The sequence below is a fragment of the Nostoc sp. NMS9 genome, assembly GCF_017114995.1.
Lineage (GTDB): Bacteria > Cyanobacteriota > Cyanobacteriia > Cyanobacteriales > Nostocaceae > Nostoc.
In genome coordinates this window covers 26,013-44,349 of the sequence record NZ_JABXKL010000052.1, presented here as the reverse complement: position 1 = coordinate 44,349, position 18,337 = coordinate 26,013, and the positions used below count along the sequence as shown (strand labels likewise).

Sequence of the window (18,337 nt, the reverse complement as noted above, 5' to 3'; positions counted from 1 at the left end):
TACGCTTTTGCTCACTTTTATCTAACTTCTGAAAAAATGGGCGAACCGGGAGTTATCATTGTTCAAATGAGTGATGCACGAACATTACAGAACCTTGATGAACGCACCCTGGCACTACATGAAGTGCGATGGCGTACCTACGCCCCTGCTTATATTTTGCAGAAGGTATGGGTGTCTGGATTAAACCATTGGACAACTAAAGCATTAAAAGAAGCTTTCGCTAAAGACTTGAGTTTAAATATATTTGTCGATGCCGAAATCTCAAAGCTCCGAGATACCATCCGCCAAGGGTTGCAGACTGGTAACTGGGATATGAAGGTGGGAGAAAAGCTGTTTATAAAAACTGATGACGGTAAAATTACCCTACCTGACTCCATAGAATTTTCGGAGAGGATGGAACTCTACCGCCGGGGAATTCTGGAACCACCGAAACCGCGAGAAATTGAACTGAATGCTCAAGTCTTGTCCAGTACAGAATCGGTAAAACCTGTGCGGATACGGTGGAAAGCATCGGGGGCTTTGACGATTAAGCTGTATCAAGATGGGAATTTGGTTACAGGGGAGTTTCGCCCTAGTGATGAACATGAGACAGCGATGCCTTCTCTACGAGAGGCTTCGCCAACGGCGGGCTACGCCTACGCTAAAACCACAGCTTTCAAAATTATAGCTGATTATGGCAATGGCGAAGTTGCTGAGAAGAAAACCCCAGCAAGCATTTTAACCTACGGTACTGGTACACCCCGCACACCTAACGGGAGCGAAAAAATTGGCGATGACTGGAATGATTTATCTCTGTTTAAAGCCAAACCGGAAGAATTTGATTTGGAAGGAACACTCGATCGGGTGTTTAATGAATTAAGCGATCGCATCCAAGATAATCAAGTTCAGGGTATCCAGTCGTTGGAAATCTCCGTTGGGCAAGTAATGGACTACCGCAAGTTGATGACGGTTTTCCCTATGTTAATCAAGCTACCCTTGCAAATCGACCAAACGGCAACTATTACTGTTAATGAACAGTTTATCAGGTTAGAGTATCAAGGGCCAGTCAAAGGATTTCAGAGTTTTCAGGGGGCTGTTAACACTTGTACTTGGTATTGAGTGCCTTAGTGTTGCTCTATCAAACAATTGTCGATAGCTGTTTTGCAAAATAGGCGCGATAGAGTTCGCAACGCGGTAAGATGCGATCGCCCTCAAAGCGAATTAATCCCAAACTTTCAAGTTTGTAAGTCTCAACAGGATTAAGAGGAATACCTTGCTTTGCTGCCAGAATTTCAGCATAAATCTTTGCAAGTCTAGGATTTTCTTGCAGTTTGATCAACTGTCGCCATAAATGATCGCGGTAGATACCACCATTGGCCATAGCTTCCTCTATTATTTCTTGCAGGGTCATTTCTTGAGACCTAAGATAGTACAAACTAATCTGAATTAGTGCTGGATGTCCTCCTACTAATGACATTAATTGGGCAAAATCTTTAGCTTTAAACGAGTCTAAACTATACCGCCTAGCTAAATCTTCTACTTGTGGTTGAGTAAAATCGTTCAGACGAATAGGTAGACCAATATTAAAAGGAGAGAGGTTAATATCCCTAGAGATGTACTCTTCCGTTGAGTAAACCATTACTAACCTCAGCTTTTGCCACTTGGGATTGTGTCGTGCTTCCTCACACCATGACCGCAACAAAGCAAAAAACTCGTGACAAATGTGAGGATATTCAAAAAAACGGTCAACTTCATTCAACACTAAAACCACTGGGCTTTGACATTGATCGAGCAAATAGTTTTCTAAATAGAAGCCGCTACTCAAGTTGTAGCCAATTTCTTCATTCCATTTTTCTTTGAGGTTGGGGTCAATACCTAATTGAGTTGCAATTTTCCAGCAAAGACGACGCAACAGTTTATTTAAATCAGTTAGACACTCACTATCGAATTGGTAGCAATTCAGATTCACAGTCTGATACCCAAGTTTCTGTGCAAACGCACAAAGCCGCAACACAAGAGAACTTTTACCCATCTGTTTGGGAGACCTAAGGCGAATCACGCAGCCACTAGTAGTTACTTCTCGATAAACCTTTCTCTCTAGTGGAGGACGTTCAATATAAAAGTGAGAATCTAAAGGTACGGGTCCATCCGGGTATGACCAAAGATTTTCTATCTGTTCAGTTTGTGTGTCATGTTCTTCGACAAATGAGGTTAATTCGGAACGTTGAGATAAATCTTCTTCTATATTTGCAATAGACAATAACTCAGATGTTTCAGTCTCATTTGCTTTGTTGACTATGGCGTAGTCTTCGCTGTGTAATTCTAGATTAAATGCGCTAAAGCAGAGTTTTATAGTTTTTTGATCTACACTTTCACTTAAAGACCATAATTTACTCAAAGTTCTAGTAGAAACATGAATGCGCGAGCTTATTTCTTCTAAACTCAAGTGTTCGCCTTTATTTTCTACTATCTCCACAGAAAGAATTGCTGATTGTAACCGTTTAATTCCTGTGGATGTTAGTACAACTCCTCGTGTGCGTTTAGTTTTATACATTGCTGTTACAGGTATTTATTATAAATGAGTGTCACAAGCAATAATTTTTTCTATTTGCCTACTGAAACTGGAATTTAACGTAGCAATTTTTAATACACTATTCTTTCATTTTTCGTAAAATCCATAGGAACTCTAATAAACTAAGTTACATTATATTAGCTTGATAGTAAACACTGACATCAATTATCTATTTATCCTACTTTTCCCACTTTTCCTACTTTTCCTACTTTTCAACTCGGTGTTTTGATGGTAGTCTTGCAAAAACTCTCTGAAGAAATAAAGGACTTGTATTTGCCTGAATTTGTACAAATGTGATTAAATAATGTAATATTTTTAACTTATATAATTTATGACTTTTTTGTTGGTGTGTTGCAAAAATATTATCGCTTTAGTATAACTCTAAATACTGAGTATTAATAGTTGTAGAACTACTTGTAATCAAAACTTGGCAGAAATTATGCACAAGCAAAGTCCACAGATATACGACTAGATGATGTATTTTTAGTAGTAATTTATACTTATTTTTCAGACAAGCAATGCAGAACTTATCTAACAGATGTATTCTGATTACTAGTTCCTATTAAGAAAAGAGAAAATTTTCTAACTGTCTTGATACCCATTGAGGAGTGAAAACACTCCGGTAAATCGGATTTTTAACTCTCAGATAGCCGTTATAATTTTCCACCAAACCAGATAGCAACAGTTCTGTCTGTTCTTCACTATTATCGGCTGGTATCAAGTTCTCTATCGGGTTCCTATTCCTTAGTTCCTCTACTTGTAACACCTGTTGATAAATTTTTAATAACTTTCGTGCTTTGTGTTCGTCAAAAAGTAAGCGATCTCTTATGGTACGGAGATGTTGAGGTTCATCTTGGAATTCCCAATGTTGAATAATGCGCGATCGCACCAATTGTTCTATCCAATATCCTTCAGTACCGTTCGGTATAGTAATCGCTCCTTTATAACTTTCCAAAGCAACTTGCACAACTAACTGACAAAGCTTTTGCGTGAGAAACGGCTGTCCTCTTGTCCAATGAATAATATACTGCAATATTGCCTGTGGCTGGGTGACTACTTCTTCTAAACCTTCAAGTAGGGGCATAGCTTCATGTAATTGAAAGTCACATAACTTAATTGCTTGACCAATCTTAAAGGGATTTCGATATCGATCGGCAATTAAGTTAGATGGACTGGCTACACCAAACAAAGCAAAACCCAAGCGTTGAAAGCTTGGGTTGTGTGCTTGTTGTTCATAACAGTAACGAATCCAGATAAAAAAATGGTTGACCGGGAAATTCAAACTTAGCAGGCTATTAATATTATCGATAAAGATAAAAATGCGATTATTTTGAAATTCTCTCAGCAACACCTGTTCAACAAATTGATACAGTTTTTGTACAGGGTAAAGCTCTGATTGTTGCTCCCACCAACTCCCAACGTTGACCCGTTCTGTCAGATTTAACTTGTGAAATAAGCTGACAATAATGCCCTTGTACCATTGTATAGGTGTAATTTGATTAGTACCTAATAGGACTGAATTCAAATAAACACATATATAATTTTCTTTTTCTAAGCGATGAATAGTCCGGTGTAGTAGAGATGATTTACCTGTTTGATGGGAGTTGAAGACGTAACAAAAATCTCCTGTTTTTAATCCAGTATAAAGTTGTTCGTCTGCTTGACGGACAATATATGTAGAGTCATCATACTTCAGGCTACCACCGACTTGATATCTCATAGTCAAGTCAATTATTATAAATAGGGATACTTATAATTTTGTAAGCGATACTATATTTAAACGCAACAATTTTATGATATGATTTAACTATTATTTCCATTCTTTTTACTGTTATTTAAGTTTTAACTGTTTTATCTTTACTTGGATTATCTGATGGCAATCGCCTTGTTTCATCACTTTCAGGAAATAGCTTATTTCTAACTTTTATGCTATATGCCGAGCTTTCTCAATCACTGCGCTCACTTCCTTTTCATTGCGTTTTTGAATTGAACTTTGATAAATCTAAGTTGAGATTTTTAGCGATGGCGTAACCGCCTAGCTGATCGCAACATATAATTCCTCACTCAACTTGTCTTGGTTAGTAAGTAAAGCATCGTGATGAGTAGATGGACATAAATAAAGTGAAGACAGGGCAGGTAAGATGCCTACCCCATACCCCATAAGAGGTTAATTGTTTTTGTGGGGTGGGCATTATGCCTGCATAGTCAATAAAAAAGCATTTTATATTTAATTAAGTTCATCTACTTATTGCCAATGTAAACGAGAATGTAAATCAACATAGTTCATAATTTTTCACAGCAGATGTGTAGTGGGAAATGACAACTAAATTAGCCTATGAAGAAAGCAAATTTTTTGAGAAAAAATTATATATTTTTAGATAACTAAAGAATAATTGCTCAAAAGATAATGCCAAAGTCGATCACTCTATCATGTGCAGACTTATCTTCTCTTAGCTAAAAACAAAAATCAAGGAAAGTTAAGACATTTAACTAAATTCTTGAGATAGTTAAGACAGCAATACTGCTCAGTTAAGGAAAAAAGTAAGCTGAAATCCTTGAAATATCGTTGTCTATAATGCCCAAAAGAGGCTTAACCGAGCAGTATTAGTTAAGACAGTTAATAAAAAAGTAAGTAAGTTGTGTTATGAACTAAAAAATTCTTAAAATAATGACACAACCATTCTAAATCAAGAAAATGCGATTGTTATCTGGTAATAAAAAGCCTGAGCTTACTCAAATTTATAACTGGTCTTGAAATTTCCTTTTTGACGCTTTGCTTTAGTAACTACTACACTTTTTAATTCATTAAGTGATTTTAAAATTGAATCTCTCGACCACAGGTTCATCGCTACCACCAGACAAACTAAGCTATTTGCTGGTGAGTCCAGTCGGTGGTGTCAGTTTCTGTCCCGTAGAACTGGCGTTAGCGAGTCTGCGTAATCTTGCAGAGAAGCTACACGTAGCATCTGTCTGCCACACGCTGCGCGAACGTAGAGAGCGTCACCCGTTCGCGCAGCGTCTCCGCTAGGAGAAGGGTAAAGAACGATTTCTTCACTTGTTTTGCTTGGGGTGATTGCTTGCTCAATAGCCCTTGCAGTATCGTTGTCTGGTGTTGCTTTTAGCAAATCATTGCTTTGTATCATTGGGGACAACAGCAAGAAGTCTTTGAGATACACTACAGTTTATTTTTAGTCTTGATTAGAATTCCTAATTTACAAAACTTTGAGCCTTACTAAATCGTACTGAATTATGATTCAGTAAATATTTTAAATATCTATCTACTTAACTTTCTTAACTTTCTTAACTTTCTTAACTTGTTTCTTGACTAGTTTCTTAAATGTCTTAACTGCTATTGCGTTTTATTTAAAAAACTGGGATTATCTACTTGATATATCTACTGGATAATTACAAAGATATTATGATTACGCTTCCAAATTAGTAATAATTTTAATTAATAGTAAGATTGAAGTTTAAAATAGAAGCTAATGCAGTTAGATAATTCTAGTAAAGTTTTAGCAAATTTAAGTAATAAAAGTTTTACATACAGAGAAATAGAAGTTGCTATTCGATCGAGTTTAACTGTAGATGATTGTGTAGTTATAAAGAGAGAAACAGAAAAGCTAACGCAGGAATTAGTTGCCTATATAGTTCCATCAAGCTTATTTGCACCAGAACAATTGTTGTCTGACCTACAAACAATTCTGCCTAGCGAATTAATACCCACAGCACTCGTACCAGTCTCCACTATACCCCTAACAGATCAAGGGCAGGTAGATGAAGTTACTCTAGCCAGCTTAGAAGCTATTGACTCTGAATTAATGCGTTGCATAGAGGAGCAATTAGAGTCATTGCCAGAAATTGAGCGTGTTGCAGTGGTTGTTGAACCCTTGATTACAAGTATTCCTCCTGTCCACTTACAGGATTTGCTAGGCAACACTCAAGCAATGTCTCCGACAACGTCTCCGACGATCGGCTCTGAAGCTAGCCAGCAAAAGGTACAAGCAACTATACTTAGTCAGAAAATAGAAAACAATAACCCGTCCTCGTCAAAAAAGCTAGCTATTAGTCATGGGGAACCACTGCAATACTCCAAAGATGCTCCTAAAACTTTAAAAGAACTACTACAACGAACTGCTCAACATTCAACTCAAGGTATTATTTACATTCAGTCTGATGGTAGTGAAAAAGTTCAATCTTATGGAGAATTGTGGCAAGATGCTCAACGGATTTTAGCTGGATTCAGAAAGTTAGGACTCAAGCCCCAAGATAAAGTAATTTTTCAACTAGAATCCAGCCAAGATTTTCTCTGTGCTTTTTGGGGTTGTGTGCTAGGGGGCTTTGTTCCAGTGCCAATATCCATCGCCCCAACATACGAACTAGCTAATAGTATCGCCAGCAAACTTCAAAACACTTGGCAGATGCTGGGGAAACCCCTTGTACTAACCAACGCTTCTTTAGCTTCCAATATTGATGACTTATCAAAGTTTCTGAATTTAGAAAACTTTCAATTTGTAACTATTGAGAAGTTGCGTGAGTACGAAGCGGATTTCAACTTGCATCAAAGTCAGCCAGAGGATTTAGCGATTTTGTTTTTGACTTCTGGCAGCACTGGTATACCCAAGTGTGTGATGCTAAATCATCGCAATTTATTGAGTATGACGGGTGGCTTAGTTTTGATGGGCAATTTTTCCAATCAGGAAAGCATTTTAAACTGGATGCCTCTGGATCATGTGGGTGCGCTAGTTTCCTTGAGCATTATGGCTGTTGACTTAGGTTGTCAGCAAATTCATGTACCCACTAACTTGATTGTGCAAAATCCGCTGTTGTGGCTAGATTTGATTGATAAACATCAAGCTACGATTAGTTGGGCACCTAATTTTGCCTTTTCGCTAATCTGTGATCGCGCGATTGAGATTAACCAAAAACATTGGGATTTATCGTCGATGCGTTTTATAATCAACGCTGGAGAACCCATTGTCACTAAGATAGCTAGGAGTTTTTTAAGGCTGCTTCAGCGTTATGGTTTACCAACGAATGCGATTCATCCAGCCTTTGGGATGAGCGAAACCTCTTCTGGTATTACTTACTCTGATAGCTTTTCTCTAGAAACTTCATCAGATGACACTTTATTTGTAGAACTGGGGCTTGCAATTGCTGGTTCTTCACTGCGGATTGTTGATGAAAACGAACAAATAGTCATGGAAGGTACGATTGGTAGTTTACAGGTAAAAGGTGCATCTGTTACTAGTGGTTACTATCAGAATCCACAGGCAAACCAAGAAGCTTTTACCCTCGATGGTTGGTTTAATACCGGAGATTTAGGATTTCTCTATCAAGGGCGTTTAACTATTACTGGACGGCAGAAAGATGTAATTATCATCAATGGACTCAACTACTACTGTCACGAAATCGAAACCGCCGTTGAAGAAGTTAAAGGAGTAGAAGTTTCTTATACAGCTGCCTGTGCAGTGAGAGAACCAGGAATCAATACTGATAAACTAGCTATCTTTTTCAATACTTCTCTTTCTGATGATGGCAATTTAGTAACTCTGCTTAAGGAAATTCGCACTTCTGTTGTCAACAAGGTGGGAATAAACCCAGATTATCTAATTCCAGTAAATCAAGAAATTATTCCTAAAACCGCTATTGGTAAAATCCAGCGATCGCAACTGAGCCAGCGCTTCAAAACAGGTGAATTTCAATCCATTATTAAACGAATTGATATATTACTGGGTAACGCTAATACCATTCCCGACTGGTTTTACCGTCAAGTATGGCAGCCCAAAAATCCCATTACTTCTAATTCTTCTTTAACTGTTATTAATTCCACTCTAATATTTATAGATTCATTCGGCTTAGGGGCATATTTATGTCAGATATTATCAGAGCGTAACCTGCCATATATAATTGTTTCACCCGGAGAAGATTTTCGTAAAATTAATCGCTCAAGCTACACGATCACTCCAGGACAATCCAAGGACTACGAACTATTACTCCAATCCTTTGCGGCAAATAACATAATTATCGGACAAATACTTCACCTATGGACTTATGACCGATATAGTGGCGAAGTCAAAAGCTTGGATGCTCTCGAACAAGCACAGGAAAATGGAATATCTAGTCTATTGTTCCTGGTTCAAGCTTTAGCCAAAGTTCAAGGTTTTGACCATTCGGTGCAATTATCATTTATTTCTAGTCATATCCAGTCCATTTCCTCATCTGAACCCATAGCTTACGAGAAATCAGCAGTATTAGGGTTGCTGAAAACCATTCCTCAAGAATTACCTTGGTTGAACTGTTGTCACATTGATTTGCCTTTCACTGAAGTTGAAACCAATGGAGCTTATATCTTACAAGAGATGCAAGTTTCCTCAAAAGAACAAGAGGTAGCATATAGGAATGGGCAGCGTTTAGTTCCTTGCCTAGAAAAAGTTGATTGGACTAACAAACCTAAATCTCCTGTCAGCTTCAAGCGAGGAGGAACTTATTTAATTACCGGAGGACTCGGTGGTATAGGTATTGAAATTGCGCGGTATTTGCTGAAAAATTACCAAGCTAGGCTATTGTTGGTTGGCAGAACTACTTTACCAGATAAAAGTACTTGGAATGAGCATCTAGAGCAAACAGATACTATTGCACAACGCCTGAAAGTTTATCAGGAACTAGAACAGCTTGGAGGAGAGGTAATTCATGAAGCTGTTGATATTTGTGACTGGAAACAGTTACAGATAATAGTTGAAAAAGCTAAATCCCGATGGGGTAAGAATCTAGATGGGATACTTCATTTAGCCGGAACTTCCCATGAACGGCTTGTACTGGAAGAGACGCAGGAGAACTTAGCAGCAGTGCTGCGTCCTAAGGTGTTGGGTGCTTGGGCGTTGCATCAATTGGTCAAAGACAATAAGGGCAGCATTTTTATTAACTTTTCTTCTGTAAACGGTTTTTTTGGTAGCACTGCTTTCGGGGCTTATGCTGCTGCCAATAGTTTTCTCGATTGCTTTTCTTATTACCAAAATTCCCACAGTGAATTAGCGAGCTATTGTTTAAGTTGGAGTATGTGGGATGAGACAGGCATGAGCCAGGGATATCAGATGAAGAACCTGATTCGCGCCAAAGGTTTCTATGTGATGTCTTCCTCCCAAGCAATATCTTCAATGCTTGCCAGCTTACAACATCAGCAAACGCATCTATTGATAGGTTTGGATGGCAGCAACCAAAACATTCAACGTTGGCAGTCGTCAGCTTTTAATTTGCAGAAGTTAACTGCTTATTTCACTGCCAGTAGTAACGAGGTTCAATTACCAGAATTGCGAGTGCAAGACCGCTTTGGAAGTTCTTGCACCTACAACTTAGTACAACTGCCCCAAATGCCTTGTCTCGAAAATGGCGAAATTGATCGCGATCGCCTAATTAGGAAAATTAACACTCAGGAAATTAGGGAGCGGATAGAACCACGCAACGAGATAGAGTTAAAAATTGCTCAATGTTGGCAGCAAGTACTGAAATTACCGCCTTTAAGCATTAATGACAACTTTTTTGAGTTAGGGGGCAATTCTCTCCTAGCTGGCCAAGTGATTTCTCGGTTACGCGAAGATTTCTCTCTAGAGTTATCTCTACAACGTTTATTTAGAGCGCCTACGATCGCCAGTTTAGCCCAAAGTATTGAGGCGATTTTAGGGGTAACTCAGGACAAGAGTGGATCTATTGAGGCACTTGCAGAAGAATATGAGGAAGTAAGGATATGATCACAGAACAGTTTTTAGCTAACCTGCAAACAAAAGGCGTAAAAATCTGGATTGACGGAGATCAACTTGGCTGTCGCGCTCCTAAAGGAGTAATGACAGCAGACATACAGCAGGAACTTAAAGAGCGGAAAACAGAAATCCTAGCTTTTCTCAAAGAAGCTCAAACAGCTACACAATCTAACTCTTTCCCCTTAGTGCCTGTTTCTAGGGATGAGGAGTTACCTTTATCTTTTGCACAGCAGAGGATGTGGTTTCTTTATCAACTAGATAAGGAAAGCCCATTTTACAATGAAAGTTGCCAACTGCGGATTGTTGGAAAGCTCTCAGTGACAGCCTTAGAACAGAGTATCAACGAAATTATCCGCCGTCATGAAGCCTTACGAACTAGCTTTGCTGTGAGAGAGGGCATCCCTTTTCAGGCGATTCCTGCGGAAAGCTGCGCTAACGCGTCCACTGTCACCATAAATATACCTGTGATAGACTTGCAGGGTTTACCAGAAGCCTCAGTGCAACAAATAGTCACTCAGGAAGTTCGCAAACCCTTTGACTTGGATAGTATTCCTTTGTTGCGAGCTACTCTACTGCGCCAGGAAGTAGAATCTCACTTGTTAATTTTGACCATGCATCACATCATTACCGATGGCTGGTCAATGGGAATATTCTTCAAAGAATTAGAAGTCCTCTATCATGCTTTTACTAAAGGGCAACCAAATCCCTTACCAGAATTAACGATACAATACGCTGATTTTGCCCTCTGGCAACGCAAATGGTTAACTAAAGAAGTTCAAGAAAAGCAACTTGAGTACTGGAAACAACAGTTAACTGGCGCACCGCCCTTATTGGAGTTGCCAACGGATTATCCGCGGCCACCAGTCCAGACTTTCACTGGTGCTACCAAAAAATTTCAAATCGAAGAGCATTTAACCTCTCAACTACTAATCCTCAGCCAGAAGTCAGGTGTCACCTTATTTATGACCCTGCTGGCAGCTTTTGGCATTTTACTCCATCGTTACAGTGGTCAAGATGATATTTGTATCGGTTCGCCTTTTGCTAACCGTGATCGCCAAGAAGTTGATTCACTAATCGGCTGTTTTGTCAATACTTTGGTGTTGCGTACTCAGATTGAAGATAATCCTAGTTTCTCTCAATTCCTCCAACAAGTTCGATCTGTTGTTTGGGATGCCCATGCACACCAAAATCTACCATTTGAGCAAGTGGTAGAAGCACTACAGCCGGAACGTTCTCTTAGCTACAACCCCTTGTTTCAAGTAGTGTTTGTTTTGGAAAATTTCTCCCTCGATACTTTAGAGTTACCTGATATTAGTCTGACTCCAGAGATGGCAGAGCGGGGTACATCTCAGTTCGATTTGAGCCTCTCGATTTGGCAGATACAAAAGGGATTAATTGGGTCGTGGGAATATAACAGCGATTTGTTTGAGGCGGATACAATCGCTAGGATGACAGGTCATTTCCAGACAATACTCTCAGCAATTGCTGCTCATCCCGACCAAAGAATTGGAGAATTGCCTTTGCTAACTGAACCAGAACGGCATCAGTTATTAATGGAGTGGAATAATACCCAGGCGAATTATCCTCAGGATAAGTGTATCCATCAATTGTTTGAGGAACAGGTTCAGCGTACCCCAGATGCAGTGGCGGTGGTGTTTGAAAACCAAAAGCTTACCTACCATGAATTGAACAGTCAGGCTAACCAGTTAGCTCATTACTTGCAGTCTTTGGGTGTGAGAGCCGATGTGCTGGTTGGGTTGTGTGTAGAACGATCGCTCTCCATGATTGTGGGAATTTTAGGAATTCTCAAAGCAGGTGGGGCTTATGTGCCACTTGACCCAGAGTATCCCCAAGAGCGTTTAAGCTTTATGCTCGAAGATACTGGGCTATCAGTTGTCTTGACTCAAGAAAAACTAGTTGACAAACTAGGCGATCGCCTCTGGCGCGGCTTTGCCGATTCTCCAGAGGAGACGCTACGCGATCGCAAAGTTGATGTAATTTACTTAGACTCAAACTGGGATATCATCAATCAACAAACAAAACATAACCCGACTACCAGCACCAAAGCTGATAACTTAGCTTATGTAATGTACACAAGCGGTTCTACAGGTCAACCCAAAGGAGTTGCTGTTGATCACCGAGCTGTGAACCGCTTGGTAATCAACACAAATTACATCGACATAAAACCAACAGATGTCATTGCACAAGCTTCAAATTACGCTTTCGACGCTGCCACTTTCGAGATATGGGGTGCGCTACTTCACGGGGCGCGGTTAGTAGGAGTGAGCAAAGAGTTGGCTCTTTCTCCACAAGATTTCGCTGCCTTTATGCGATCGCAAGGTATCAGCGTATTATTCTTGACAACTGCCTTGTTCAATCAAATTGCTCAGGAAGTCCCTTCTGCTTTCAATTCACTACGGCATCTTCTATTTGGCGGCGAAGCAGTTGATCCTAAATGGGTAAAAGAAGTACTGAAAAATGGTGCGCCACAGCGACTACTTCATGTTTATGGCCCGACAGAGAATACAACATTTAGTTCCTGGTATTTAGTGCAGGATGTCCCTGAAGACGCTACAAATATTCCTATTGGTCGTGCGATCGCTAATACCCAAGTTTATATATTAGATAAAAATCTCCAACCAGTACCTGTAGGTTTACCGGGAGAATTGCACATCGGTGGTGCTGGATTAGCACAAGGCTATCTCCATCGTCCTGAAACTACCGCCGAAAAATTTATTGAAATTGAATTATTCGATCGAGTTGAGCGAGTTTACAAAACTGGGGATTTAGTACGCTCTTTCCCAGATGGCAATATTGAATACATAGAACGCATTGACAATCAAGTAAAAATTCGGGGTTTCCGCATCGAATTGGGCGAAATCGAAACAGTTCTGAGCCAATATCCCCATGTGCAGGCATCTTGTGTGATCGCCCGTGAGGACATTCCTGGGGACAAACGCCTAGTCGCTTACATTGTGCCTCAAAAAGAGCAGACTTGTACTGAGCGACTTGCCCTGAGCGCAGTCGTTGGCGCAGCCTCTCGTAGAGAAGGGAATCGAAGTACATTTACAGTAAGCGAACTGCGTAGCTTCCTAAAGGAAAAGTTACCAGAGTATATGGTGCCAAGTGCAATAGTCATCTTAGAAGGTCTACCACTTACCTCCAATGGGAAACTAGACCGCCGCGCACTGCCCGCACCTGATTTACACAGCCAATTATCGGACAAATATGTTGCCCCACGTAACCCAATCGAAGAAATTCTGTCAGGAATTTGGGCACAAGTGCTAAAAGTAGAGCGAGTGGGCATACATGATAACTTCTTTGAACTTGGGGGACACTCTCTACTAGCTACCCAAATAATTTCTCGCATACCAGAAGCCTTTGGGACTTCCTTACCGTTGCGTTCTTTATTTAAATCACCAACAGTAGCCCAGTTAAGTGAAGTCATCTCATCTGAACTTCAAACTGGTTCGAGTCTAGTGCTTCCGGCAATTTTACCCGTTTCCACAAGACTTGACATACCTCTATCTTGGGCGCAGGAGCGCCTGTGGTTTCTCCATTATTTAGAAGGCGAGAGTGGTGCCTACACAATACCTTATGCTGTACGCCTAGAGGGGAATATCAATGTCAAAGCATTGTCAGGGGCAATTGAGGCGATGGTGCGGCGACATGAAGTTCTACGTACTCGGTTTGAGATTAAGGATGACAAACCAGTACAAGTAATAGACCCCAATATAGACATAACGTTACCAGTGGTGGATCTACAAAATGTGGCAGATCCCTGGAAACAAGTGGAGCAACTAGCGATAAAAGAAGCATACAAACCATTCGATCTGGCTAGAGATCCCATGTTGCGGGTCAAGATGTGGCAAGTTGCTCAACAGGAGTATGTACTGCTATTAGTCATTCACCATATTGCTGCTGATGGTTGGTCAATAGGCGTTTTGATCCGCGAGCTGTCTGCCCATTATCGAGCTATTTCCACAGGTAGTTCTGTTGAATTACCAGAGTTATCTGTACAGTATGCCGACTTTACCGTTTGGCAGCGCCAATGGCTGACAAATCAGGTACTAGAGCGTCAGTTAAGCTACTGGAAGCAAGAGTTAGCGGGAGCGCCACCTTTGTTGGAATTGCCTACAGACCGCCCCCGCCCAGCTATCCAGACTTTTCAAGGAGGAATCGAGCGATTTCAAATAGATGCCTCGCTGACTTCTATGCTTAGAAAGATTAGCCAAGAGTCAGGAAGCACTCTGTTTATGACACTGCTGGCGGCTTTTGTCGTGTTAATGTCCCGCTACAGTGGACAAAAGGATCTTGTAATTGGCTCTCCAATTGCTAATCGCAACCGCAAAGAAATCGAAGAGTTAATTGGATTTTTTGTCAACATTTTACCCCTGAGGTTCGATTTATCAAGAGAACTGACCTTTGCAGACTTATTGACGCAGGTACAACAGGTAACTCAAAATGCCTACGAGCATCAGGATTTGCCTTTCGAGATATTAGTCGAACAGTTGCAACCAGAGCGAAAATTAAATCGTAATCCACTGGTACAGGTGGTGTTTGTCCTCCAGAATGCCCCCTCCTCTGGTTGGGATCTGCCTGGCTTAAGTGTCGAGAAAATGCCTTGGGGTCTTGATGCAGCGCGGTTTGACATTGAACTAAACTTTTGGGAAACCCAGTCAGTCCTTGAGGGCTATTGCTGTTACAGTAGCGATTTATTTGATGGGTCAACTATTGCCCGCATGATGCAGCATTTCCAGAATTTGCTAGAAGCGATTGCGCCAAATCCACAGCAGCCAGTGGCTTTACTCCCCTTGCTCACACAGCAGGAGCGTCATCAACTGTTGATGGAATGGAACAATATTCAGGTGAATTATCCCCAAGATAAATGTATTCATCAGTTGTTTGAGGAGCAAGTAGAGCGTACTCCAGATGCCGTGGCCGTAGTGTATGGAAATCAACAACTGACTTACCGACAGTTGAATTATCGCGCTAACCAGTTAGCATATTACTTGCGCTCATTAGGTGTAGGAGCAGATGTGCTAGTTGGTTTGTGTATGGAGCGATCGCTCTCAATGGTCGTAGGACTACTTGGTATTCTCAAGGCGGGTGGTGCTTATGTACCTCTTGACCCAGAGTATCCCCAAGACCGCTTGAGCTTTATGTTAGAAGATGCTCAAGTGTCGGTACTTTTAACCCAACAGCAATTAGTAAAGTCTGTTCCTAAACATCAAGCGCGTGTCGTCTGCTTAGACACCGATTGGGAAAAAATTGCTCAAAACAATGAGTCAAATCTGGAAAACACTGCTACACCCGATAACCTAGCATACGTAATTTTCACTTCTGGTTCCACAGGTAAGCCTAAAGGCGTTTTAGTCAATCACTCAAATGTAGTGCGTCTGTTTGCCGCAACAAACTCGTGGTATAATTTCAACTCTCAAGATGTGTGGACAATGTTCCACTCTTATGCATTTGACTTCTCAGTGTGGGAAATTTGGGGTGCATTGCTGTATGGTGGACGACTGGTAGTAGTGCCTTATCTGGTGACGCGATCGCCCGAATCCTTCTTGGAGTTATTGTGTCAAGAACAAGTCACAATTCTCAATCAGACCCCTTCAGCCTTCCGCCAGTTAATTCAAGCCGAACTGTCAATTGCAACTGCTGGCGACTTGAAATTACGCTTAGTAATTTTCGGTGGGGAAGCACTCGAACTCAAGAGTTTACAACCTTGGTTTGAACGTCACGGCGACCAGTTCCCCCAATTAGTGAATATGTACGGGATTACAGAAACTACTGTACACGTCACTTACCGCCCATTGAGCAAAGCTGATTTAAATCACACAGCTAGTGTCATTGGCCGTCCAATTCCCGACTTACACGTGTATGTGCTGGATGAACATAAACAGTTAGTACCGATTGGCGTTCCTGGTGAGATGTACGTTGGTGGGGAAGGAGTGACACGCGGCTATCTCAATCGTCCTGAATTGACAGATGAACGCTTTATATCTGATCCTTTTAGCAACAACCCCAAAGCCCGACTATACAAAACAGGAGACAAGGCGCGTTATTTGCCCAATGGCGAGTTAGAGTATTTAGGACGCATCGACAATCAAGTCAAGATTCGCGGTTTCCGTATCGAGTTAGGCGAAATTGAAGTAGTTTTAAGTCACCACCCCTTGGTACACGAGAGTGTCGTCATCATCAGAGAAGACACCTCTGGAGATAAACGTCTTGTGGCTTACTTAGTGCCTGCTGTTCATCAAAAAACATTACCCCAGCAGGTTGCCCAATGGCAGACCGAGTACGTTAGTGACTGGCAAATGCTCTATGAACAAGCCTATAGTCAGCGATCGGCATCCACAAATGACCTCACGTTCAATATTACTGGCTGGAACAGTAGTTATACCAGGCAACCCATCCCAGATGGGGAAATGCAGGAGTGGGTTGAGAATACAGTCAGCCGAATTTTGGCTGGTTTTCCGAAACGGGTACTAGAAATTGGTTGTGGAACAGGGTTACTGCTTTCTCGCATTGCCAAGCACTGTCAACAGTATTGGGGATGTGATTATTCGATCGCCGCTATACAGCACGTTGAGCAGATATGCTCCACGGTTGATGGTCTAGCTCATGTGCGGCTGCTGCACCAAATGGCGGATAACTTTGAAAGTATCCCTAAAGGAGAATTCGACACTGTTATTTTGAACTCAGTAGTGCAGTATTTCCCCAGTGTTGAGTATTTATTGCAGGTGATAGAAGGAGCAATGAACGCGATCGCCCAACAGGGTACGTTATTCGTGGGTGATGTCCGCAGCTTACCATTGCTGGAGCCATACCATGCAGCTGTGCAGTTGTCCCAAGCTGCTGAGGATAGAACTATTGAGCAATGGCAGCGAATGGTACATCAGAGTGTAGCCGTTGAAGAAGAATTGGTCATCGACCCCAGTTTCTTTATCGCCCTCCAGACACGCTTTCCTCAGATTACTTGGGTGGAAATTCAGCCCAAACGCGGTTACGCGCAAAATGAGCTAACCCAATTCCGCTATGATGTTACCCTTCATGTCGGTGCTGATGTTCAAACAACTAACGTTTCTTGGCTAAACTGGCAACTCGATGCCCTTTCATTCACACAAATTCAACATCAACTGCAACAACAACAGCCAGAACTGTTGGGAATTAGGCGCGTGCCGAATCAACGAGTACAGCAAGCACTACAGATTTGGCAATGGTTGGAAAATCCCCCGGTTGTAGAAACAGTCAGCCAACTGCGGCAGGTATTAGCACAACAGCCAACAGTTGGGGTCAATCCAGAGCAGTTTTGCCAATTGGGGCAGCAACTCGGTTACACTGTCCACCTGAGTTGGTGGGAGAGTAGTCAGGATGGTTGTTATGATGTGGTGTTCTGCCGCAATAATTCAACACAGACACTTGCACTAAGAGAAGCCGAAGTGTCTGACGCACAAAGGGCGATCGCCCACTTCGACTGCACTCAGTACAAGTTCTGGGATAGTTCAGCCGTTACAACCAAACCCTGGACTGACTATACTAACAATCCCCTACGCGGCAAGTTAGTCCAAAAACTGGTGCCGCAGGTGCGTGAATATATCCAACAAAAGCTACCTGATTACATGGTGCCGCAGGCTTTTGTCATTCTCAATGCCCTGCCGTTGACACTCAATGGCAAGGTGGATCGCCGCTCCCTGCCTTCACCTGATACAGCCACAAGAAGTCTTTCTACTGGCTTTGTTTTACCTCGCACCCCAATTGAAGCTCAACTGGTTCGGATCTGGAGTCAAGTCCTGGGAGTTGAAAGTATTGGTGTTAAGGACAACTTCTTTGAGCTAGGTGGTCATTCCCTACTAGCTACCCAAGTCCTCTCAGAGATCAACTCAGCTTTTCGACTCGATCTGTCTATACAGATAATGTTTGAGTCTCCTACAGTAGCCGGGATAGCAGAATACATCAAAGTAATGGATTGGGCAACACAAAATTTGCCAGTAAAAGAAGTCAGCGTCGAAATAGTGGAGTTATGAGC

At 41.5% G+C, this 18,337-nt stretch carries 5 protein-coding genes and 1 pseudogene; 3 read left to right on the top strand and 3 right to left on the bottom strand.

Annotated elements, in window-relative coordinates; genetic code table 11:
- Positions 1–1,098, top strand: a pseudogene (locus HWQ40_RS16355) (hypothetical protein); the annotation flags it as partial.
- Positions 1,099–1,117: 19 nt separating this feature from the next.
- Here HWQ40_RS16355 and HWQ40_RS16350 read toward each other — a convergent pair.
- From HWQ40_RS16350 to HWQ40_RS16340, 3 genes are all read right to left on the bottom strand, one after another.
- Positions 1,118–2,533: an AAA-like domain-containing protein gene (locus tag HWQ40_RS16350; RefSeq protein ID WP_292779575.1), complete on the bottom strand. Its 1,416-nt coding sequence runs from the start codon at positions 2,531–2,533 to the stop codon at positions 1,118–1,120.
- A gap of 580 nt (positions 2,534–3,113) precedes the next feature.
- A complete protein-coding gene (locus HWQ40_RS16345; protein ID WP_292779574.1) occupies positions 3,114–4,271 on the bottom strand; it encodes an AAA-like domain-containing protein in 1,158 nt (385 codons plus the stop codon).
- Positions 4,272–5,448: 1,177 nt separating this feature from the next.
- The gene (locus HWQ40_RS16340) at positions 5,449–5,694 is read right to left on the bottom strand and encodes a hypothetical protein (protein WP_292779572.1); all 246 of its coding nucleotides are present in this window, start codon (positions 5,692–5,694) and stop codon (positions 5,449–5,451) included.
- 342 nt (positions 5,695–6,036) lie between these two features.
- Between HWQ40_RS16340 and HWQ40_RS16335 the strand changes: the two genes are divergently transcribed.
- Both HWQ40_RS16335 and HWQ40_RS16330 read left to right on the top strand, forming a co-directional pair.
- Positions 6,037–10,296, top strand: coding sequence for a non-ribosomal peptide synthetase (locus HWQ40_RS16335; RefSeq protein ID WP_292779570.1), 4,260 nt, complete (start codon positions 6,037–6,039; stop codon positions 10,294–10,296).
- On the top strand, positions 10,293–18,335 hold the full coding sequence (locus HWQ40_RS16330) for a non-ribosomal peptide synthetase (RefSeq protein WP_292779569.1): 8,043 nt from the start codon (positions 10,293–10,295) through the stop codon (positions 18,333–18,335). Before HWQ40_RS16335 ends, HWQ40_RS16330 begins: the two co-directional genes overlap by 4 nt.
- Positions 18,336–18,337: the final 2 nt, after the last annotated feature.

Excerpts from the sequence above, each read along its gene's own strand:
- HWQ40_RS16340 (WP_292779572.1), bottom strand. The coding sequence starts at position 5,694 with ATGATACAAAGCAATGATTTGCTAAAAGCAACACCAGACAACGATACT.
- HWQ40_RS16345 (WP_292779574.1), bottom strand. The coding sequence starts at position 4,271 with ATGAGATATCAAGTCGGTGGTAGCCTGAAGTATGATGACTCTACATAT.
- HWQ40_RS16330 (WP_292779569.1), top strand. The coding sequence starts at position 10,293 with ATGATCACAGAACAGTTTTTAGCTAACCTGCAAACAAAAGGCGTAAAA.
- HWQ40_RS16350 (WP_292779575.1), bottom strand. The coding sequence starts at position 2,533 with ATGTATAAAACTAAACGCACACGAGGAGTTGTACTAACATCCACAGGA.
- HWQ40_RS16335 (WP_292779570.1), top strand. The coding sequence starts at position 6,037 with ATGCAGTTAGATAATTCTAGTAAAGTTTTAGCAAATTTAAGTAATAAA.